Consider the following 20,824-nt stretch of genomic DNA (forward strand, 5'->3'; position numbering starts at 1 on the left):
AGATGGTTGCACGCTTCCTTGTAGTTTTGCTGGCTTTGCTGGCGATAGGGGATGCGTCCGCCAATCCCCTGGTCCTGCAGCGCGCCGATCCTCAGGTGCTGCTGCAGGATGACGGCAATTACTATCTCGCCGCCACCGTTCCCGAATATGACCGTATCGAGCTGCGCCGCGCGCCCACGCTGGAAGGCCTGGGCAAGGCCGAAGCGCACGTCGTCTGGCGCAAGCATGCGAAAGGCGAAATGGGCGCGCATATCTGGGCTCCCGAGCTGCACCGTATCGACGGCAAGTGGTACATCTACTTCACGGCCGGCCGTTCGGATGCGATCTGGGAAATCCGCTTGTACGTGCTGGAGAACAGTTCGCCCGATCCCTTCAAGGGCGAGTGGATAGAGCGGGGCCAGCTGAAGACGGGCAGGGAGTCCTTCTCTCTCGATGCCACCACCTTCGCGCTGCGCGGTCAGCGCTACCTGTTGTGGACGCAGAGCGATCCTGATCCTGCCAGGAAGGCGACCGACATCTATATCGCGAAGATGGATTCGCCGCTGTCGATCAAAGGCCCTGCAACCATGTTGTCGACACCCGATTACGCGTGGGAGAAGAAGGGCCATAACGTGAACGAGGCACCGGCTGCGCTGGTGCGCAACGGGCGCGTGTTCGTGACTTATTCCGCCAGCGCGACGGACGCGAACTATGCGCTGGGGATGCTGACCGCGCGCGACGATGCCGACCTGCTTGACGCTCGCTCGTGGAGCAAGTCGCCCGAGCCGGTACTGCGCAGCAGCGTTGCGAACGGCCAGTACGGACCGGGACATAACTCCTTTACCACAACACCGGACGGCAAGACGGATATCCTGGTCTACCACGCGCGCAATTACCGCGACATCACGGGCGATTCATTGCTCGACCAGAATCGCCACACCCGTGCGCAGGCGATTCGCTGGCGCGCCGACGGTACGCCGGATTTCGGCGAGCCAGTGCCTGACGATGCCGGAGCTGTGGCCCCCAAACCGCTGTTCCGCGACCCGGTGCAGGACGGCGCGGCAGACCCGGTCGTGATCTGGAATCCGTTCGTGGGGCGGTGGTGGATGTTCTATACCAATCGCCGTGCCAACGTCCCGGGCCTGGCCGATATCGCCTGGGTCCACGGTACGCGCATCGGAATTGCCGAATCGGATGATATAGGGGCGCATTGGCGCTACCTGGGCACGGCCAACATCACGCTGCCGGAGGAGCTGGGCGGGGCCGGTGCGACGCAATGGGCGCCGGACGTGGTGCGTGCGCCCGATGGTCGCTATCACATGTTCCTGACGGTGGTGCCGGGTGTCTTCAACGACTGGAAGCATCCGCGCCATATCGTTCACCTGACCAGCGGCGATTTGCGCAACTGGGGCGATGCGAACGAAGTGCCGTTGGCCGTGCCGAAGGTGATCGACGCCAGCGTCGCAGCGCTGCCCGAAGGCGGCTGGCGCATGTGGTACAACAACGAGGCGGACAAGAAGTCGATCTATTTCGCCGACAGCCCTGACCTGGTGAGATGGACTGACCGCGGCCGCGCCATTGGCGACCAGGCTGGCGAAGGGCCAAAGGTATTCCGGTGGAAGGACAGTTGGTGGATGGTGACCGATGTTTGGCAAGGCTTGGGCGTGTACCGCTCCGCCGACGCCTTGAACTGGAAGCGCCAGCCGGGCAACCTGCTGCAGCAGCCCGGCAAAGGCGAGGACGACCGCGCGATCGGTGGGCATCCGGATGTGGTGGTCAGCGGCGAGCGCGCATTCCTCTTCTATTACACGCATCCGGACGGGAAGGGCACGCGCCGGTCCAGCATCCAGGTGGTGGAATTGGCCAGCGACGGCCAGGTACTGCGTGCCGAGCGCGATGCTGCGGCACGCGTCATGCTCATCCCCCAATAAGTTCACGCCAGCGCTGGCGGTAGGCTTGCAGGCCGTCCAGCGCAAGCGCTTCGGCGGCATGGCCCTGCAGTTGGGGCGTGCCCTCGCGGCGATGCAGCAGCCAGCCGCCGCAAGTTGTTCCGCTGGTATCGTCAGTTGCCAACACGCGGCCTGTGCGCAGCGCTGCCAGCACCGGAGCGAAGTATGCATTTCCGGTAAAAGCTCCCTCGACCAGCACATCGCCGCGCACGCCCAGCGCATCCAGGCAGTAATCGCACATCAGGACCAGGTACAGCGTCGCCAGGGCTGAACGTTCCGCAGCGCTCGTCGGCGCCGGTCCGGCAATCCCGCCATTGCGCTGTGCGAAGGGGCCTGCCTGGGCGAAGGCCGGCAGCGCGAACGTGGCCTGGTGCACTATGGCCGACAGGTCCCTCGCCAGGAAGTCCGCCGGCGATGCGCCGTCCGCGCCGCTGGCGATCGCGCCGAATTCCCGGCCGCCCATGAAACGCATGCAGGGTACTGGCTGTGCGTAGGCGCTGCTGTTGGCCAGCATGTCAGCCTCCTCACGCAAGACGTCGAGCACCATGCCGGGGGCGGCGGCGATGACCCAGGTGCCGGTGGACAGGACGGCAGGGACGGCAGGAGCGCCAAGGTGGCGCAGCAGGGAGGCATTGCTGTCGTGGATGCCGCACAATACCTGGCAATCGACCGGCAAGCCTGATTGCGCCGCCAGTTCGGGCTTGAGCATGCCAAGCGACTGCCAGGCGGGCTGCAAGGGCGGCAGCAGTGCATGCCAGCCCATGCGCTCTACCAGGCCGGTGTAAGACTGCTTTGCGGGCTGCCACAAGTCGGTATGGCAGCCCAGCGAAGTCACTTCGCCCGCCGCCACGCCGCACAGGCGCCAGGCCCAATACTGCGGGTACATCAGGATGTGCTGTGTTTGCGCGAACTGGTTGGGGAAGGATTGCGCCAGCCATGCCAGCTGGCTGCCCAGGTTCAAGCCGGCGGGAAGGCGCGGCGAGTAGCTGCTTGTGTAGGCGGGCCGCAACGTATCGTAGCGTTCCACGTGCGAGGCGGGCAGCACGTATTCATAGTCCAGTACGGGCAGCACCAGGCCGTCGCAGTTGACCAGCGCCGCCGTGGCGCCATGCGTGACGGGCACGATGGCGCCGATAGTGGCCTGGCCGGCAAACTGGCGCAGCACGCCCAGCATCCAGTGCCAGATGCCTTCCGTGTCGTGGTGCGGATAGGGGCCATCGTGCAGGATAGTGTTGGGCCGGCGCCGCTCGGAAAGCTGGGTGCCATCAGCGGAGATCAGGGTCAGCTTGGCGTTGGTCTTGCCGATGTCGAGGACGACGGTGGCGCGCTGATCGCTCATTTCGCCACCTGGCAACGACGCAGCAGGCGCGGCAGGGCAATCGCGACCAGCAGCAATACGCCTACGGCAATCGTCATGTAAATGCCAGGCACGTTAGCCAGCGACAAGCCGAAGGTGACCGCACCCAGCGTCAGCACGGCCAGCATCACGCCGCCGATGGTGCCGATGCCGCCTGCGATGCTGACGCCGCCGAGAATCACCATGGTGATCGCTTCGAGTTCCCAACCCATGGCGATGTTGGGGCGGGTGCTGCCTATGCGCCCAGTCAGCAGGAAGGCTGCCAGGCCTGCCATCGCACCCGCCAGGACAAACAGCATGAAGCGGTAGCGATCGACGGCAATGCCGGAAAAGCGCGCCGCCACCGGGTTGTTGCCGATGGCGTAAATGCGCCGCCCCCAGCTGGTAGCGTGCAGAACGAAGGCGAACAGGGCGGCGCACAGCAGCAGTACGGTGAATTCACGCGGCAGGACGCCGAAGAAGTATCCTTGGCCCCAGTCGGCCATCAGTTGCGGATAGCCGGTGAATGCCTGGTCGCCCAGTACCACACTGGCCAGGCCGCGGAACACCGACACCGTGCCGATGGTGACGACGATGGAGGGCAGGGCGAAATGCGTCACCAGCACGCCGTTCAGCGCGCCGCATGCCATGCCAGTCAGCAGGCCCACCAGGAACAGGGATTCAGGCGGCCAGCCGGCGCCGTTGGCCAGGCCCATCGCAACGGAGCTGAGCGCGAGGATGCCGGCCACGGAAATGTCGATCTCGCGGCCGATGATCAGCAGTGCCATCGGCAGCGCGAGCAGGGCTTTCTCGCTGAAGTTGAAGGTGCCGTCGGCCAGGTTGTCCAGGTCGAGGAAATGCGGCAGCAGCGCGCCGTTGACGGCGAACACCGCGACGAGCAGCAGGGCGAGCATGGACTCCCAGCGCCCGAGCAGGGCGCCAAGCCGGAAGCCGGGACGATCGGGAATGCTATGGCGCGAGGTGCTTGGAGCGGTCATGGCTTGAGCGGAGTTCATGCAGCACTCCCGGCGGGATTATTCAGGTGCAGCTGCAGGATCTGGCGCCCTTTGCTGCGGCCGCCGCGTGAATTGATCAATACAGCGACCAGGATGACGATGCCGGTCAGCGCGCTTTGCCAGAACGGCGATACCTTGATCACCGGCAGGGCGTTGCCGATCACCGCGAGGAACAGCGCGCCGAGGACCGCGCCTGTCACCGAGCCGCAGCCGCCGGCAATGCTGGTGCCGCCGATGACGCAGGCTGCAATGATGGTGAATTCAAAGCCGTAAGCGATTTCGGTATAGGCCACGGCGTAGCGCGCCACCCAAAGGTAGCCGCACAGGCCGGCCACTGCGCCGGACAGGCCGTATGTCCAAAGCAGCCTGCGTGCGATCGGAATCCCGACGTAGCGCGCCGACGCCGGCTCGTTTCCGATGGCGTACAGGTCGCGGCCAAAGCGGCTGTGGCGCGCTACGTACCATGCGGCGAGCGCGGTGGCTGCAGCGATCCAGACCAGGTGGGTCAGGCCGAGCAGGCGTTCAAGCGGGAAAGCGATGAACTGCGCCGGCAGCTGGTGCGAATTGACCCAGGCGCCGCCCGAAAGCACGAAGACCAGGCCGCGATAGACGCTCATGGTTCCGAGGGTGACGACGATGGGCGGCAGTTCAAGGTAGCCGACCAGCCAGCCATTGAGCAGGCCAAGCACGAGGCCAAGAGCCGTGGCCGCCAGCATCACGAAGGCAAGCGGTAAACCGGGATTGCGCGACGCCAGCAGGGCAGCGGCCATGCCGCTCAGCGCAAGGGTGGACGCTACCGACAGGTCGACACCGCGCGTGACAATCACCAGCATCTGCGCCAGTGCCAGCATGACCAGCAAGGTACCGTCGGTCAGCAGGTTGGCGAGGCTGGGCGCGGTCAGGAATACCGGTGCGCGCCAGCCAACCAGCAAGGCCAAGGCGGCAATTGAAAGCGCCAGCTGGGTTTCGCGTTGCTTCAATAGTTTCATGCCGTCTCCATCTCCAATCCTGACGCGGCGGCCACCACGTTCTCGGGCGTGGCTTCGCCACGCTTGAATACCTGCTTCACATGACCCTTGTGCATGACCAGCACGCGGTCGGCCAGGCCCAGTACTTCCGGCAATTCGGAAGAGACGAGAATGACCGACAAGCCTTGTTCGACCAAGTGGCTGACGAAGCGGTGCACGGCGGCTTTGGAACCAATATCGATGCCCTTGGTCGGTTCGTCCAGGATAATGACCTTCGGCTGCGTTGCCAGCCATTTGCCCAGCACGACTTTCTGCTGGTTGCCGCCGGAGAGTTCGCTCACGTTCTGCAGCAGGTGGCTGGCTTTGAGTTCCAGTTGCTCGCTGTAATGGCGCGCTATCGCGCATTCCTCGGCACGCCGCCGGCGCAGCAGGAAGCCGACGCGCGACAGGATCGGCAGCGTGATATTCTGCAGAATTGGCATCGACAGATGGGCGCCCTGGTGCTGGCGGTCTTCCGGCACGTAGGCGATGCCGTGACGGATCGCGTCCTGCGGCCCTCGGGTGTGCAACGCCTTGCCTTCCAGCCTGATGCTGCCGCTGACGTTGGCGGTCAGGCCGAACAGGGCCTGCATCACTTCCGAACGGCCGGCGCCGACCAGGCCATAGAAACCGAGGATCTCGCCGCGCCGCAGGTGGAAGCTGACCCGGTCGAATTCGGTGGGGTGGCACAAGCCTTCCACTTCCAGCAACACCTCGCCCGGCTCCACGCTGGCCTTGGGGTAGGCGTTGTGCACAGCCCGTCCAACCATGAGGGCGACCAGACCGGCTTCATCGATGTCGGACAGCGAACCAGCAGCGATGAACTGCCCGTCGCGCAGCACCGTGTAGCTGTCGGCGACGGCAAATATCTCGTCGAACTTGTGCGAGATGAAAATCACCGCCGTGCCGGCCGCGCGCAACTGGCCGATGATGCGGTACAGCTCCTGGATCTCATGCTGCGAGAGAGAGGCGGTCGGTTCGTCCATGATGACCACGCGCGCTTCCTGCGACAGGGCGCGGGCAATTTCGACGAAGTGTCGCTGCGCGACGCTGAGGTCCTTGACGCGGGCGCGCACCGGCAACGACACTTCGAGCCGCGCGAACAGGCGCTCCGCTTCCGCTTCGATCAGCTGCCAGTCAATACGGCCCGCGCGGCTTGGGTGGCGGCCAACGTAGATGTTCTCGGCCACGGTCAGCTCGTCGAACATCACGGTTTCCTGGTGCACAGCGGTGATCCCGGCGCGCATGGCGTCCTGCGGACAAGTGAATGCCACGTCCTGCCCGGCAAGGCGAACGACGCCTTCGTCCGGCGCGTAGATGCCGGTCAGGGTCTTGACCAGGGTGGACTTGCCGGCGCCGTTCTCGCCGACAAGGGCCATGACTTCGCCGGCGCGTACCGAGAGGTTGACCTTGTTCAGCGCAACGATGCCGGCAAAACGCTTGCTGATGCCGGAAAGTTCCAGCACTGGTGCCTGGTGCTCTTGCATGGCGCTCAGAAGATGCTGGAGAACTGGTCGACGTTCTCCTTGTTGTAGGTGAACGGCGGCGCCATGGCGGCCTCGCCGTGCGCGTCGAGTGCAATCGCGCCCATGCGGCCGGCGTTGATGCTGCCGCCAGCCTTGGCTCCCGGATCGCCCTTGATGAAGCCGTAGGCCGCATACGTTGCCGCGTAGCCCAGGTCGATCGGGTTCCAGATCGCGAACTCGCGCACTGCGCCGCTCTTGACGTGGCCTGCCATTTCCGATGGCAGGCCAAGGCCGGTGACAAAGACCTTGCCGATCAGCTTTTCGTCCACTACTGCCTTGCTGGCTGCGTTGATGCCGACGGTGGTCGGGGCGATAATGGCTTTCAGTTGGGGATTGCTGCGCAACAGGCCAATGGCTTCGCGGTAGCTCTTATCGGACTGGTCATCGCCGTACACGGTGGCGACCAGCTTGAGTTTGGCAAACTCCGGCTTGGCCAGTTCGTCCTTCATCACCTTGATCCAGATGTTCTGGTTGGTTGCCTGCGCCGATGCGGACAGGATGGCGATTTCCCCCGCGCCGCCGATGGCGTCGGAAGCCATCTGCACCTGCTTGCGACCGATCAGTTGGGCGTTGGAAGGATTGAGGTGCATCTGGCGACCTTCTTCTGCCAGTCCGCTGTCGAAGGAAATCACCTTGATTCCGCGTTGCATGGCCTTCTTGGCGATCGGCACCAACGCGTTCGGGTCGTTGGCCGAGATCACGATAGCGCTAACCTTCTGGCTGATCAAAGAGTTGATGATCTCGATCTGGCCTTCTGCGCTGGGCGTGGTGGGGCCGGTGTAGATAATCTCCACGTTCTTCAACTGTGCTGCGGCTTCGTTGGCGCCGGCATGCGCGGCATCGAAGAACCCGTTGCCGAGGCTCTTGACCACCATCGCAATGCGGACTTTCTCGGGCGCTTTTTGAGTGCAGCCGGCGACGGCCGCCAGCATGCCTGCGGCGAGGGCCGCGATGACTAATCTCCTGGATTTCAATGCGAAGTCTCCGTGTGGTAAAGCGCTGCAGGCTGGAAGTCGAAGTTGGATGCGAAGGCGGCCGGGCTGATTGATTGCGGCAGGGCCTCCGGCGCCACCGTGACGACGTGGACGCCGGATTGCTCCAGCAGCTGCACGGCGTGGTCGGAGGCATTGGTGTCGGTAATGACGGTCGAAACGCGATTCAGGCCGCACAGGATCAGGCCCGCCTTCTTGGCGAACTTGGAACTGTCGGCCAGTACGATCAGTTCCTCGGCCTGGCTGATCAGGCGCTGCTCGGCCTGGATCAGCAGCGGATCGGCTTCCATCAGCCCAAGCAGGGACAGGCCGTACACGCTCATGAACATCTTGGCCGCGTAATGGTGCTGCGTGATGTCGTTGTCGAAGGGGCTGAGGATTACGTTCTGCTCGCGATACACCTTTCCGCCCGGGAGGATGATTTCGTTGTCGCTGGAGACCAGCAGGCGCTCCGCCATCAGGAAGGAATTGGTCAGGATCTTCAGGTGCTTGTCGGTCAGGAACTCGGCCATCATGAAGGTGGTCGTTCCGCCGTTGATGATGATCGTTTCACCGTCGCCGCACATGCTGGCGGCATACCGCGCAATGGCGCGCTTGCGCTCCGCATGGCACTGGATGTTGTTCTGGAAGGTTTCGCTCGTGAGCGGGAAGCCGCGCTTCTTCTGCGGCAGGTTGGCTGCGCCGCCCCTGGTGCGCGTCAGCAGGTTGCGGGCGGCCAGCCAGCTGATGTCGCGCCGCACCGTGGCAGGCGAGGCGCAAAGCCATTCGACCAGTTGCGGAACGCTGGCTGTCGTATGTTCCGCGAGCAGCTTGAGCAAACGTTTACGGCGCTTGTGATTCACCATCTTCGTCTCCTTGTTTTGTGCCTTCCCTCGGTTCCGCAGCCGGGCCGGGTGGCAACTTTATTAAATCGAGGCTAATCAATCCGACCGCACAGGTCAATCAAGCGATGATCAATTCGCTGATTATTTCGGGATTTGCTGTGAACGATAACCAAATGCGATCAACGATATGATTATTTCGTTCTTGGTCATCATGTTGAGTGCTTTCGCATTGACACTCCACAGGCGCCTGATTTCTACTGGTTTGCAGGCAAATCAACCAACCAATACGGAGAAAGTAATGCAAGATTCAAGGCAGAAGGCGGCGATCGCATCGCTGTGGGACGATGCGAAGGCGGCCGCCATGAGCGAGCCGGAGCTGCTGCTGTACCGTTCCAACCTGCTCGGATCGGACCTGCGCATCACCAATTTCGGCGGCGGCAACACCTCGGCCAAGGTGATGATGGAAGATCCACTGACCGGCAGCCAGGTCGAAGTGCTGTGGGTGAAAGGTTCCGGCGGTGACCTGGGCAGCATCAAGATCAACGGCTTCTCGACCCTGTACATGGACAAGCTGCAGGCGCTCAAGCAGCGCTATCGCGGCCTTGAGCACGAAGACGAGATGGTAGGTTACCTGCCGCACTGCACCTTCAACCTGAACCCGCGCGCGGCATCGATCGACACGCCGCTGCATGCCTACATCAACCGCAAGCATGTGGACCACATGCACCCGGATTCCGTGATTGCGATTGCAGCCTGCGCCAACAGCGAGGCGCTGACGCAGAAGATCTTCGAAGGTGAACTGGGCTGGCTGCCATGGCAGCGCCCGGGCTATGACCTGGGCTTGAAACTGGAGGCCCTGTCGCAAAGCCAGCCGGGGCTGAAGGGCATCATCCTTGAAGGTCACGGCCTGTTCACCTGGGGCGACAGCGCCAAGTTATGCTACGAAACCACGCTAGCCATCATCAAGCGCGCCGAGGAGTGGTTGGCGGCAAATGTCCGGCAGCCGGTTTTCGGAGGCGCGTCGATCGCGCCGATGGCCGCGCAGGAGCGCGCCGACCTGGCCGCGCGCCTGATGCCCATCCTGCGCGGCAAGATCAGCAAGACCGAATTCAAGCTGGGCCACTTCGACGACAGCGACGCCGTGCTGGAATTCGTCTGCAGCCGCGACCTGAAGCCGCTGGCTGCGCTGGGCACGTCCTGCCCGGACCACTTCCTGCGTACCAAGATCCGTCCGTTCGTGATCGACTTCGATCCTGCCCGTCCGGATTTCGAGGCGCTGTCGGCGGGACTGGATGCCGGCCTGGAAGCCTACCGCACCGACTACACGGCCTACTATGAGCGCTGCAAGCGCTCCAACAGCCCTGCGGTGCGCGACGCCAACCCGATCATCTACCTGATTCCCGGCGTGGGCATGCTGTCCTTCGCCAAGGACAAGGCGACCGCCCGTATCGCCGGCGAGTTCTATGTCAACGCGATCAACGTGATGCGCGGCGCAAATGGCGTCGACAGCTACGTCGGCCTGCCGGAGCAGGAGGCCTTCGACATCGAATACTGGCTGCTGGAAGAAGCAAAGCTGCAACGCATGCCCAAGCCGAAATCGCTGGCCGGGCGCGTCGCACTGGTGACCGGCGGCGCCGGCGGCATCGGCCAGGCGGTCGCACGCCAGCTGCTGCAGGAAGGCGCTTGCGTGCTGCTGACCGATATCGACAATGAGGTGCTGGCAGAGGCGCATCAGGCGCTGTCCAAGGTGGCCGGCAAGGATAACGTGGCAAGCATCGTGGCCGACGTGACCAGCGAGCAGGCTGTGGAGGCGGTGCTGCGCGAATCGGCGCTGCGCTTCGGCGGCGTGGACCTGCTGGTGTCGAATGCCGGCATCGCGTCGTCGGCGCCGCTGGAGGAGACCACGCTGGAGATCTGGCAGCGCAACCAGGACATACTGGTCAAGGGCTACTTCCTGGTCAGCCGCGGCGCCTTCCGTGTCATGAAGCAGCAGAAGCTGGGCGGCAGCATGGTCTTCGTCGCCAGCAAGAACGGCCTGGTGGCTTCTGCCGGCGCGTCGGCCTACTGCACCGCCAAGGCGGCGGAAATCCACCTGGCACGCTGCGTGGCGCTGGAAGGTGCGCCGCACGGCATCCGCGTCAACGTGGTCAACCCGGATGCGGTGATCCGCGGCTCGCGCATCTGGGATGGAAAATGGAAGCAGGAACGGGCACAATCGAACAAGATCGATGCGGACGATGTGGAGGCCTTCTACCGCGACCGCAGCATGCTGAAACGCAGCGTGCTGCCGGAAGACATTGCGGAAGCGGTGTATTTCCTGGCCAGCGACAAGGCTGGCAAGAGCACCGGCAACGTGCTTAATGTCGATGCCGGCAACGCGGCAGCCTTCACACGATAAGCAGCGCAACAAGGAGACATGATGACGGCAATAGTCAAGCAGGACCAGGTGGCGGAACATAACGCCACCGTGCAGGCGGGGCTGGATGCGGATTACTCAGCCCTGGGCGGCATGCTGGGGCGGCGCGGCGTGGATATCGAGCAGCTCACCGCCGTGGCGCAAACCTTTGCGGTGGCCTTGCCCAGCTGGGGCGTCGGTACCGGGGGCACCCGCTTCGCGCGCTTCCCTGGCAAAGGGGAGCCGCGCAATGTGTTCGAGAAGATGGAAGACTGCGGCGTGATCCACCAGCTCACCCGCGCCACGCCCACTGTTTCGCTGCATTTCCCCTGGGACCGTACCGACGACCCCAAGGCGCTGCGCGAGCAGGCTGAGTCGTACGGACTGGGCTTCGATGCGGTCAACTCAAATACCTTCCAGGACCAGCCGGGCCAGCAGCACAGCTACAAGTACGGCAGCCTGACTGCGCAAAGCGCCGAAGCGCGCGCGCAGGCCGTTGCGCACAACATCGAATGCATTGAGCTTGGCAAGGCGCTGGGCTCGAAGGCGCTGACGGTATGGGTGGGCGATGGCGCCAACTTTCCGGGCCAGCATAACCTGCGCGGGGCACTGGAGCGTTACCTGGACAGCATGCGCGACATCTACGGTGCGCTGCCGGCGGACTGGCTGGTATTCATCGAGCACAAGCTGTTCGAGCCGGCCTTCTACGCCACCACCATCGCCGACTGGGGTACCAGCTTTGCCTGCGCACAGCAATTGGGTGAGAAGGCGAAGTGCCTGGTCGACCTGGGACACCACGCGCCCAATACCAATATCGAAATGATCGTGGCGCGGCTGGCGCAGTTCGGCAAGCTGGGCGGATTCCACTTCAACGACAGCAAGTACGGCGATGACGACCTGGATTCGGGTAGTATCAACCCGTTCCAGCTGTTCCTGGTGTTCAACGAGCTGGCCGACGCAGTGCAACGCGATGCGGCGTTGCAGCCCGCCTATATGCTGGACCAGTCGCACAATGTCACCGATCCGATCGAAAGCCTGATGAACAGCGCGGCCGAAGTGCAGCGCGCCTTCGTGCAGGCTGCCCTGGTCGACCGTGCGGCCCTGCGCCGCTACCAGGAAGCGAACGATGTGCTGCAGTCGGCGCAGACGCTGAAGCAAGCCTACCGCACGGACGTCAGCCCGATCCTGGCCATGGCAAGGCTGCGCTCCGGCGGCGCGATCGATCCGGTCGCGGCATATCGTGCTTCCGGCTATCGCGAACAGGCGGCGGTGCGTCGTCCGGCCAAGGCCGGCGCCAGCAGCAGCGGCATCGTCTAAGGCGTGCCGCGCTACCTTGCCGCCGTACTGCTGGCCCTGGCCCAAGCCTGCGGCGCTGCGCACGTGGCAAGTGCCGCCACCGTGGCTGAATTTGGTGCGAAAGGCGACGGTGTCACGCTGGACACGGTCGCCATCCAGCGCGCTATCGATGCTGTCGCGTCGAAGGGGGGCGGCACCGTCAGCTTCCGGCCCGGCACTTACCTGACCGGCTCGATCTTCGTCAAATCCGGCGTCACGCTGAACATCGGCAAGGGCGTGACCTTGCTCGGGTCCCAGCGCATCGAGGATTATCCCGTCATGCCGACCCGCATTGCCGGCATCGAAATGAGCTGGCCGGCCGCGCTGGTCAACGTCTATGGGCAGAAGGGCGCGGCGATTGAAGGCGAGGGCACGATCGATGGCGACGGCAAGGTTTTCTGGGACAGCTACTGGACGCTGCGCAAGCAATATGAGCCTCAGGGCCTGCGCTGGGCGTCGGATTACGATGCCCGGCGCCCGCGCCTGGTTCAGGTCTTCAACAGCAAGGACGTCAAGGTGGGCGGTGGCCTGCTTCTGCGCCGTTCCGGCTTCTGGACCCTGCATATCTGCTATTCGGAGAACGTGACGGTGGACGGCGTCACCATCCGTAACAATGAGGGCGGGCGCGGGCCGTCGACGGACGGCATCGACATCGATTCGTCGCGCAAGGTGCTGGTGCAGAACGCTGTTATCGCCGTCAACGACGATGCACTCTGCATGAAGGCTGGCCGCGACTCGGACGGCCAGCGTGTGGCGCGGCCGACGGAAGACGTGATCATTCGCAATTCCATCGTGCGCGACGGCGCCGCCGGCATCACGTTCGGCAGCGAGACTGCGGGTGGCTTCCGCAATGTGGAGGCCTATAACATCACCGTGGAACGCGCCGTGCCGGTCGGCATCCTGTTCAAGTCGGCCCACACACGCGGCGGCTTCGGCGAAAAACTGCGCCTGCACGACTTCACGATGAAGGACGTTGCGGTGGTCCTGCGCATTACGATGAACTGGAACCCCAGCTACAGTTACGCCGCCATACCGCCCGGGATGAAAGACGTGCCGCCGTACTGGAAAGTGCTGGCGACGCCCGTGCCGCGCGAAAAAGGCATCGCGCATTTCCACGACGTGGAGATCAGCAATATCAATGCCTCCGGCGCCGCCACGGCCTTTGAGGTCAGCGGTTACAAGGAAGCACCGCTGCGGCGCTTTGCCCTCGACAAGCTGGAAATCCAGGCTGCCAAGGGCGGCCATCTGTACGATATCGACGGCTGGCGCATCACCAACAGCCGGCTCGAGTTGGGTGCGCCGATCGAAATGGAAGACGCCCGCGGTGTGCAAGGCCTGCCGCAAGGGAGTTTCATCGTGCGTCCGGCTGCGCCAAGGGCGGATCCATCAAAAAAGAGTTTTGAGGAACAGGACAAGACATGACGACGACCCGAGCATTCCGCATGAAGCTGAAACCCGGCATGGTGGAAGAATACCGCCGCCGCCACGATGAACTGTGGCCGGACCTGGCGCAGGCGCTGGGAGAGGCCGGCATCTACGACTATTCGATCTTCCTCGACAAAGAGACGCTGCACCTGTTTGCGGTCCTCAAACTCAGGCCGGATCACAGCATCGATGCACTGCCGCAGCAGCCGGTCATGCGCAAATGGTGGGATTACATGGCGGACCTGATGGAGACGGTGCCCGGCAACCGTCCCCGCGAATGGCCCCTGCAGCCGATGTTCTACTTCGCTTGAGGCGTCGCCAGCAGGCCGCGTGCGCGCAGCCACTCTTCGGCGCGCCTTGGCCAGGCCGAAGCCGTGCCAAGGTTGTCGCGCATGCCCATGCCGTGCGAGCCCTGTTCGAACAAATACATTTCAGCCGGCACCTTGTGGCGGGTCAGGGCCTGGTAGAACAGGATGCTGTTCTCGACCGGCACCGACTGGTCAGCCTGGGTGTGGATCAGCAGCGTCGGCGGCGTGCGCGGGGTGACCTGCTTCTCAAGCGACATCAGCTCGATCAGGTCCGGCGACGGTGCCGCGCCAAGCAAGGCTTTGCGCGAACCCTGGTGGGCGGCGGGGCCGTCCAGCGTGATCACCGGGTACATCAGGACCAGGAAGTCGGGCCGCGCGCTGACGGCGTCGAGCGCTGCGCCGGTGCGGCCGGCGGGATGGTCGAACAGGGTGCCGGCGCTGGCCGCCAGGTGGCTACCGGCGGAACTGCCCATGACGCCGATGCGGTTCGGGTCGATGCCGAATTCGGCGGCGCGCGAGCGCACTAGGCGGACTGCGCGCAGCACGTCCTGCAGCGGGGCCGGGTGGCCGAACTCCTGCATCCGGTAATTCAGTACGAAGCTGGTGACGCCGAGGGTGCTGAGCCAGTTGGCATATTGGTAGCCTTCGCGCATGGCGGACTGCCGCACGTAGCCCCCGCCCGGCGCGATGATGACGGCGGTGCCGTTGGGGCGGTCGATCGCGGCGGGAACGACGGTCAGCGTCGGCACGCTGGTATTGGAGATATAGCCGTCCTTGCGCACTTCGGCGCCGATATTGCGTGCACCCGGCACGCCTTCGGGCCACAATGGCAGTTCGGCGGCTTGCGCGAGCAGCGCACCGGCGGTCAGGATCAGGAACAGCAGTGTTTTCTTCATAGGGAGTCCAGGTGGTGAATCGACGAATTCTTGTTGCGGCTTTGGCGCTGGCCCTGGCCGGCAGCGCGGCGGCAGCCGATATGTTCAATGGCCGCGATTTCAGCGGATGGGAATTGCGCACGGAGCCCGCGGCGGCAATCGATAGTGTATTCAGCGTTCAGCCGGGTGGTGTCATTGCGGCCAGCGGTTCGCCGCTCGGCTTCCTGGCGACGAAAGCCAGCTACCGCAACTACAAGCTGCACGTGGAATGGCGCTGGCCGGGAAAGACCGGCAATGGCGGCGTGCTGCTGCACATCAGCGAAGGCCCGCTGGACCGCGTCTGGCCACTGAGCCAGCAGGTCCAGACCAAATTCGGCGCTGTGGGCGACCTGCTGCCGATGGCGGGCGCCAGCTTTGCCGAACCGCTGACCGGCGACAAGCCGGCGCTCAAGGCGCATATTGCGCCATCCAGCGAAAAGCCGGCAGGGGAGTGGAATGCCGCCGATATCGTCAGCCGCGACGGCGTGATCGAAGTGACCGTCAACGGCGTGCTGCAGAACCGCATCAGCGGGGCGGCGCCACGCGAGGGGCGCATCGGCTTCCAGCTGGAGGGCACGCCGTACGAGCTGCGCGCGGTGACGGTGACGCCTCTCGACTGAGGCGGCGCCACGCCTCATTTCCGCTTCAGCCATTCCTCGGGCACCGGCACCACCACGATATTCATGGAGCGCCCGTCGGCCGACAGCATGGCCGACTGGATCTCGATCTTCGTGCCGTCGGCATTGAAGGTCGGATGGGGATGATCCTGGGCGGTGTCCTTGTGGCCGGTGGTCAGCATGATCATCTCGCGCGTACGGCGGTCGATCAGGTAAAGGCTGCGGCTGAAATCGTCGCCGACGGCAAAGCGGCCGTCGGGCGAGCCATGCACGTGCCACAGGCCGCTGCCTGAAGGGGTCTGGCCGGCGATGGTCATTTCACGGGTGCGCAGGTTGACGATGGCAAGGCCGGTTGGTTTTTCGCGCGTGCCGCTGTTGCCCCAGCCGGCATCCTGGCCAGGATTTGCGCCATACACACCGGTGGCCGGCGCCGCGACACCGCCTCCGCCGCCCGCCACGGGCCGATGGCCCATGATGGCCATCGCCACCTCGTCCTTGCCGATCACCGCCTCGTGCGTTACCCATTCATACGGCGCTTCCGGATACAGCGGGCGCAAGCCGCTGCCGTCGGCCTGCACGGTCCAGGTGCGCTGCGGCGACTTGCCGCCGGTCTCCCAGCAGAAGACGATCTCGCCCGCCTGCCACAGGTTGGCCTGGATATGGCCGATCTGGAAGGGGACCGACACTACGTGGCGGATTTCTCCCGTCTGCAGGTTCATGCGCGCGATGCCGTTCGGCCCGGCGCCCATATTGCGCGGGCCGAAATTGGGTTCGATCCTGGTGCCTGGCTTCAGGTGGGGGGCTGCAGCCTCTTTGCCGACCCTGAAATAGACCCATTCCTCGTCCGCATCCAAGGCCATGTCGCCGCCGGCCTCCAGCTCTGCGGGCGTGATCCCTGCCACGCGCTGGTAGCTGGCTGCAGGCTGCATGGCGCCTGCCTGGCTGTCGGCCAGGACCCGTCCCAGGTCGACTTCAACGATCTGCACCCGGCCCGGCGTGCCGTCCTTGCGCATGAAATACAGCTTCATCGCCTTGCGGGCCAGGTTAAGCATGCCAATGTAGCCGCCTTCGGTCACCTGCACCAGGTCCCCGGTCGCTTCGTTGACGGCCATCGCTTCGCCGCGCACACGGTTGGAACGGAACACCAGCCATTTCCCGTCGGACGTCCATTGAGGGTGCGTCGGGTAGATCTTGGCGTCGCCATGCGGCTGGCTGGTGAGGAAGGTCAGCATGGTGCCGGTAACCGGGTCCTTGACGACCTTGCGCTCGGAAGCGAAGCGCTTGCCGATCTGCGCCTGCGCAGTGGTGGAGAGGAAAAACGCCACGCACAGCATGGCGCAGGTGGTCAATCGTTTCATCTTGGTCTGCATCGCCTGTTGAAGGAATTTGATTGTCGGCGCTTTCTTTTGATCATATTGCTCATTTTCTTGATTCTTTAAACCGGGGGCGTTTTGGCCGAAACGCGCTCGCTTAGAATTGGCCGCATGAACAGCTTCCAGAAGGCGCTTGCCAGCGCCGCCGCCTATATCTTCCTGCTGGCGGGTTGCGCACAGCAGCCTCCCGCTGCCGTCAACACCGACCCCGCGCGGGCCCAGGTTACGCTGCCGGAACCTGGCAACCCGGCATTGCCGTCGCTGATCCTGATCGGGGATTCTACCGTGCGCAATGGCCGCGACGATGGCCAGGGCAAGGGACCGCAAGGGCAGTGGGGCTGGGGCAATCCGATTGCGGCCTATTTCGATCCTGCCACGGTGAATGTGGTGAACCGCGCCGTGGGCGGCTTGAGCAGCCGCACCTACCTGACGAGCGGTCACTGGGCGAACACGCTGGCGCTGGTCAAGCCGGGCGACGTGGTAATCATGCAGTTCGGGCACAACGACAGTTCGGCCATCAACGATACCTCGCGTGCGCGCGGCACCATCCGCGGATTTGGTGACGAAAGCCAGGAGATTGACAACCTGTTGACCGGCAAGCACGAAACGGTGCGCAGCTACGGCTGGTACCTGCGCATGTACATCGCCGCGATCCGCGAGCACGGCGCGACGCCGGTGGTGGCGTCGCCGATCCCGCGCAAAGCCTGGGATGCGGAAGGCCGCGTGGCGCGGGCCCGCGGCGATTACGCCGGCTGGGCGGAGGCGGTGGCGCGCCAGCAGAATGTGGGTTTCATCGACCTGAACGAACAGGTGGCGCGCCAGTACGATGCGCTGGGCCGCGACGAGGTGACGAAGCTGTTCCCGCAGGTGACGCCGGATGAGCGGGTGCATACCAACCTTGCCGGCGCCGAACTGAATGCGCGCACCGTGGTGGCGGGCATCAAGGCGCTGCGGCTCCCGATGCTGCTTGCCGCGCTGTCGCCGCGCGCGGACAGCATCGCCGCCGCCGAGGACGAGCGTCCGGTGGTGGATGCCGCCAGGATCAAGGGCGAGCAGCCGCGCGATCCGCGCCTGCCCAGCATTTTCATCGTGGGCGACTCCACCGTCCGGAGCGGCGGCCAGAACGGCGCCATCGGCTGGGGTGAACGCATCGCGCCTTACTTCGAAACTTCGCGTGTGAACGTCGTGAACCATGCGATAGGTGGGCGCAGCAGCCGCACCTTTTTCACCGAAGGCCGCTGGGAGCGCGTGCTGGGCCAGTTGAAGACCGGCGATGTGTTGTTGATCCAGTTCGGCCACAACGATGGCGGCCGCATCGGCGACCCGGCCAACAAGAACAGGGCATCGGCCCCCGGTACCGGTCCGGAAACCGTCACCGATACACGCCCGGACGGCAGCCAGGAACAAGTGCATGCCTTCGGCTGGTATATGTCGCGCTACGTGCAGGACGCGAAGGCACGCGGAGCGCGCGTGGTGCTGCTGTCGCCTGTGCCGCACCGGGATGCCTGGGAGCAGGGACGCGACTTTGCCAATTTTGCCGAATGGGACCGCGAAGTCGCTGCGCGCGAAGGCGCATTGTTCGCCGACCTCACCATGACGGTCAGCGACGGCTACCGGCGCCTGGGGGCTGCAGCGGTCAATACCTTCTTCTCCGACGCCCGTACGCATACCAATGACGCCGGCGCGCGCTTCAATGCCGAAGGCGTGGTCGCGGCCCTGAAGTCCTTGCCCGAAAATCCGGTTGCCGCTTGGCTCTCCCAGCGGGAACCGCAAGTCTGCACCTTTTCCGGCGAGCACGGGAAGCTGCTGTATGCCGACGATTTCACTAGGGGACTGGCGCAGTGGCAGGCGGAGTACAGGCGCGGCGCATCCGGGGCGCCGGCGGCTCGCATCGGCGCCGCCAAGGGCCGGTTGGTCATGGACCTGCCGGGCGACGCCACGCTGTGGTTCAAGCCAAAGCTGAAGGGCGATATCCAGGTCAGCTACAAGCGCAAGGTGGTCATGGCCGGTGGGACGAACGACCGCCTGTCCGACATGAACCAGTTCTGGATGGCCAGCGATCCCGCCAACCGCAAGCTATTTACCCGCGACGGCACGTTCGCGCAATACGACAACCTGTCACTCTACTACGCTGGCATTGGCGGCAACGGCAATACCACAACACGTTTTCGTAAATATGACGGCAAGGGCGAACGCGTCTTGCTGGCGGAGCGCAACGATGCCGCGCACCTGCTGCAGCCGAACAGGGAATATGCCATCGAGATTGCGGTGCGCGATGGCTGCACCCGCATGACGGTGGACGGCGAAGAATACTTCAACTGGCGCGATGCCGAGCCGCTGCGCGAGGGCCACTTCGGCTTCCGCAGCACGCATTCGCACCAGCAGATCCGCGATTTCAAGGTTTACCTGCTGAAGTGATAACAACGAGAGACAAACGAATGAACCGAAAGAACCACCTGCTGACCGCTATCCTGGTTGCGCTGGCGTTGCCGGCGTATGCTGCCCCGCAAGCTCCGCTCAACGACGTGACAGCGCCGCTGCACCTGATGAAGCCGGACTACCCGACCCCGTACGGTGCGCCGACCGTGGCGGACGTGAGCAAAGTGCTGGACCGCGTCTTCACCTACCTCGACGCGGTGACCCCGGCCAAGGTGATCGACCAGAACACCAAGCAGGAGATCAGGGATTTCAGCAAGATCGACGACAATACGGTATTCGCCCAGGGCGATTACCGGCTCACCAGCTACGAGTGGGGCGTCACCTACGCGGGCATGCTGGCAGCCGGCGCCGCCACCGGCGAACAGCGCTACGTGGATTACACCAATAAGCGCGTGGCCCTGCTGGCCGACCTGGCCAGGCCGACCCTGGCGCGCCTGAAGGCTAATCCGCAAGCCAAGTCCCCGGTGCTGCGCACGCTGGAACCGCACGCACTGGACGATATCGGGGCGCTGTGCGCAGCCTTCGTCAAGGCCAAGCGCAACGGCCTGCAAGCCGATGTAACGCCGCTGCTCGATTCCTGCCGTAATTTCATCGGCAGCAAGGAGCATCGCCTGGCCGACGGCACGCTCGCACGTTTGCGCCCGCAGCCAGATACCCTTTGGCTGGACGATATGTTCATGGGCGTGCCGGCCTGGGCACAACTGGGCAAGCTGACCGGCGAGCGCAAATACTTCGACGAGTCGGTCAAGCAGATCCTGCAGTTTTCGCAGCGCATGTTCAATCCCCAGAAGGGCATCTACATGCACGGCTGGGTGCAAGGCATGGAAGTACATCCGGAATTTCACTGGGCCCGCGCCAACGGCTGGGCGGTGATGACGATGGTGGAAGTGCTGGACGTTCTGCCGGAAGACCATCCGGGCCGCGAGGCGGTACTCAAGCAATTGCGCGCGCACGTCAAGGGCCTGGCGTCATACCAGGATGGCACCGGCTTCTGGCACCAGCTGCTGGACCGCCCGGACAGCTATCTCGAAACCTCCGCCACCGCCATCTACGCCTATTCGATGGCGCGTGCCATCAACAAGGGCTATGTCGACCGCATGGCCTACGCTCCGGCCGTCATGCTGGCCTGGAATGCTGTCGCCACCAAAGTCAACGCCAAGGGTCAGGTGGAGGGCACTTGCGTCGGTACCGGCATGGGATTCGATCCTGCCTTTTATTATTACCGCCCGATCAATGTGTTCGCTGCTCACGGGTATGGGCCGGTGCTGCTGGCCGGTGCGGAAGTCATCAACATGCTGAAATCGCACAAGTTCGAAATCAACGACAGCTCGCTGCAGCTGGTCACCCGCAAGTAAGCGGGGAAAGCACTGCGGCCGCGAGCCGCAGTGC

General features: G+C 64.1%; 16 protein-coding genes. 8 read left to right on the forward strand and 8 right to left on the reverse strand.

Annotated elements, in window-relative coordinates; translation table 11 throughout:
* Positions 1-2 precede the first annotated feature (2 nt).
* Positions 3-1,910 carry a family 43 glycosylhydrolase gene (locus ACN9MZ_RS08355; RefSeq protein ID WP_426341725.1) on the forward strand — a complete coding sequence of 636 codons (1,908 nt, stop codon included), beginning with the start codon at positions 3-5 and terminating at the stop codon, positions 1,908-1,910.
* Here the strand turns inward: ACN9MZ_RS08355 and ACN9MZ_RS08360 are convergent.
* From ACN9MZ_RS08360 to ACN9MZ_RS08385, 6 genes are read right to left on the reverse strand one after another with little or no spacing between them, the layout of a single operon-like run.
* Positions 1,897-3,267, reverse strand: coding sequence for an FGGY-family carbohydrate kinase (locus tag ACN9MZ_RS08360; protein ID WP_426341726.1), 1,371 nt, complete (start codon positions 3,265-3,267; stop codon positions 1,897-1,899). The genes ACN9MZ_RS08355 and ACN9MZ_RS08360 overlap by 14 nt on opposite strands.
* A complete protein-coding gene (locus tag ACN9MZ_RS08365) occupies positions 3,264-4,280 on the reverse strand; it encodes an ABC transporter permease (RefSeq protein ID WP_426341727.1) in 1,017 nt (338 codons plus the stop codon). Before ACN9MZ_RS08365 ends, ACN9MZ_RS08360 begins: the two co-directional genes overlap by 4 nt.
* Entirely contained in the window at positions 4,277-5,269 is a 993-nt protein-coding gene (locus ACN9MZ_RS08370) for an ABC transporter permease (RefSeq protein WP_426341728.1), read from the reverse strand. The genes ACN9MZ_RS08365 and ACN9MZ_RS08370 overlap by 4 nt, the downstream gene beginning before the upstream one ends.
* Positions 5,266-6,774, reverse strand: a complete 1,509-nt coding sequence (locus ACN9MZ_RS08375) for a sugar ABC transporter ATP-binding protein (RefSeq protein ID WP_426341729.1) — start codon at positions 6,772-6,774, stop codon at positions 5,266-5,268. The genes ACN9MZ_RS08370 and ACN9MZ_RS08375 overlap by 4 nt, the downstream gene beginning before the upstream one ends.
* A 5-nt stretch (positions 6,775-6,779) precedes the next feature.
* On the reverse strand, positions 6,780-7,745 hold the full coding sequence (gene rhaS, locus ACN9MZ_RS08380; RefSeq protein WP_426342877.1) for a rhamnose ABC transporter substrate-binding protein: 966 nt from the start codon (positions 7,743-7,745) through the stop codon (positions 6,780-6,782).
* A gap of 38 nt (positions 7,746-7,783) precedes the next feature.
* A complete protein-coding gene (locus tag ACN9MZ_RS08385) occupies positions 7,784-8,650 on the reverse strand; it encodes a DeoR/GlpR family DNA-binding transcription regulator (protein WP_426341730.1) in 867 nt (288 codons plus the stop codon).
* A 277-nt stretch (positions 8,651-8,927) separates the two neighbouring features.
* On the opposite strand from ACN9MZ_RS08385, the gene ACN9MZ_RS08390 reads away from it, so the two are divergent.
* From ACN9MZ_RS08390 to ACN9MZ_RS08405, 4 genes are read left to right on the forward strand one after another with little or no spacing between them, the layout of a single operon-like run.
* Positions 8,928-11,027 (forward strand): bifunctional rhamnulose-1-phosphate aldolase/short-chain dehydrogenase, encoded by a 2,100-nt coding sequence (locus tag ACN9MZ_RS08390; RefSeq protein WP_426341731.1) that lies wholly within the window; start codon positions 8,928-8,930, stop codon positions 11,025-11,027.
* Between the two features lie 21 nt (positions 11,028-11,048).
* The gene (gene rhaI / locus ACN9MZ_RS08395) at positions 11,049-12,341 is read left to right on the forward strand and encodes an L-rhamnose catabolism isomerase (RefSeq protein WP_426342878.1); all 1,293 of its coding nucleotides are present in this window, start codon (positions 11,049-11,051) and stop codon (positions 12,339-12,341) included.
* A 3-nt stretch (positions 12,342-12,344) separates the two neighbouring features.
* Entirely contained in the window at positions 12,345-13,781 is a 1,437-nt protein-coding gene (locus ACN9MZ_RS08400) for a glycoside hydrolase family 28 protein (RefSeq protein ID WP_426341732.1), read from the forward strand.
* Positions 13,778-14,095 (forward strand): L-rhamnose mutarotase, encoded by a 318-nt coding sequence (locus tag ACN9MZ_RS08405; RefSeq protein ID WP_426341733.1) that lies wholly within the window; start codon positions 13,778-13,780, stop codon positions 14,093-14,095. Before ACN9MZ_RS08400 ends, ACN9MZ_RS08405 begins: the two co-directional genes overlap by 4 nt.
* Here ACN9MZ_RS08405 and ACN9MZ_RS08410 read toward each other — a convergent pair.
* Positions 14,083-14,988 carry an alpha/beta hydrolase gene (locus ACN9MZ_RS08410; protein WP_426341734.1) on the reverse strand — a complete coding sequence of 302 codons (906 nt, stop codon included), beginning with the start codon at positions 14,986-14,988 and terminating at the stop codon, positions 14,083-14,085. The two genes, ACN9MZ_RS08405 and ACN9MZ_RS08410, sit on opposite strands and share 13 nt — an antisense overlap.
* Before the next feature lie 14 nt (positions 14,989-15,002).
* On the opposite strand from ACN9MZ_RS08410, the gene ACN9MZ_RS08415 reads away from it, so the two are divergent.
* The gene (locus tag ACN9MZ_RS08415; protein WP_426341735.1) at positions 15,003-15,626 is read left to right on the forward strand and encodes a 3-keto-disaccharide hydrolase; all 624 of its coding nucleotides are present in this window, start codon (positions 15,003-15,005) and stop codon (positions 15,624-15,626) included.
* Positions 15,627-15,640: 14 nt separating this feature from the next.
* On the opposite strand, the gene ACN9MZ_RS08420 is transcribed toward ACN9MZ_RS08415, so the two are convergent.
* Positions 15,641-16,981, reverse strand: coding sequence for a hypothetical protein (locus ACN9MZ_RS08420; protein ID WP_426341736.1), 1,341 nt, complete (start codon positions 16,979-16,981; stop codon positions 15,641-15,643).
* A 126-nt stretch (positions 16,982-17,107) separates the two neighbouring features.
* On the opposite strand from ACN9MZ_RS08420, the gene ACN9MZ_RS08425 reads away from it, so the two are divergent.
* Both ACN9MZ_RS08425 and ACN9MZ_RS08430 read left to right on the forward strand, forming a co-directional pair.
* Positions 17,108-19,414: a DUF6250 domain-containing protein gene (locus ACN9MZ_RS08425; RefSeq protein ID WP_426341737.1), complete on the forward strand. Its 2,307-nt coding sequence runs from the start codon at positions 17,108-17,110 to the stop codon at positions 19,412-19,414.
* A gap of 20 nt (positions 19,415-19,434) precedes the next feature.
* Positions 19,435-20,790 (forward strand): glycoside hydrolase family 88/105 protein, encoded by a 1,356-nt coding sequence (locus ACN9MZ_RS08430; protein WP_426341738.1) that lies wholly within the window; start codon positions 19,435-19,437, stop codon positions 20,788-20,790.
* The last annotated feature ends 34 nt before the right edge of the window (positions 20,791-20,824 follow it).

Source organism: Pseudoduganella sp. S-14 (assembly GCF_049913285.1).
GTDB lineage: Bacteria > Pseudomonadota > Gammaproteobacteria > Burkholderiales > Burkholderiaceae_D > Rugamonas.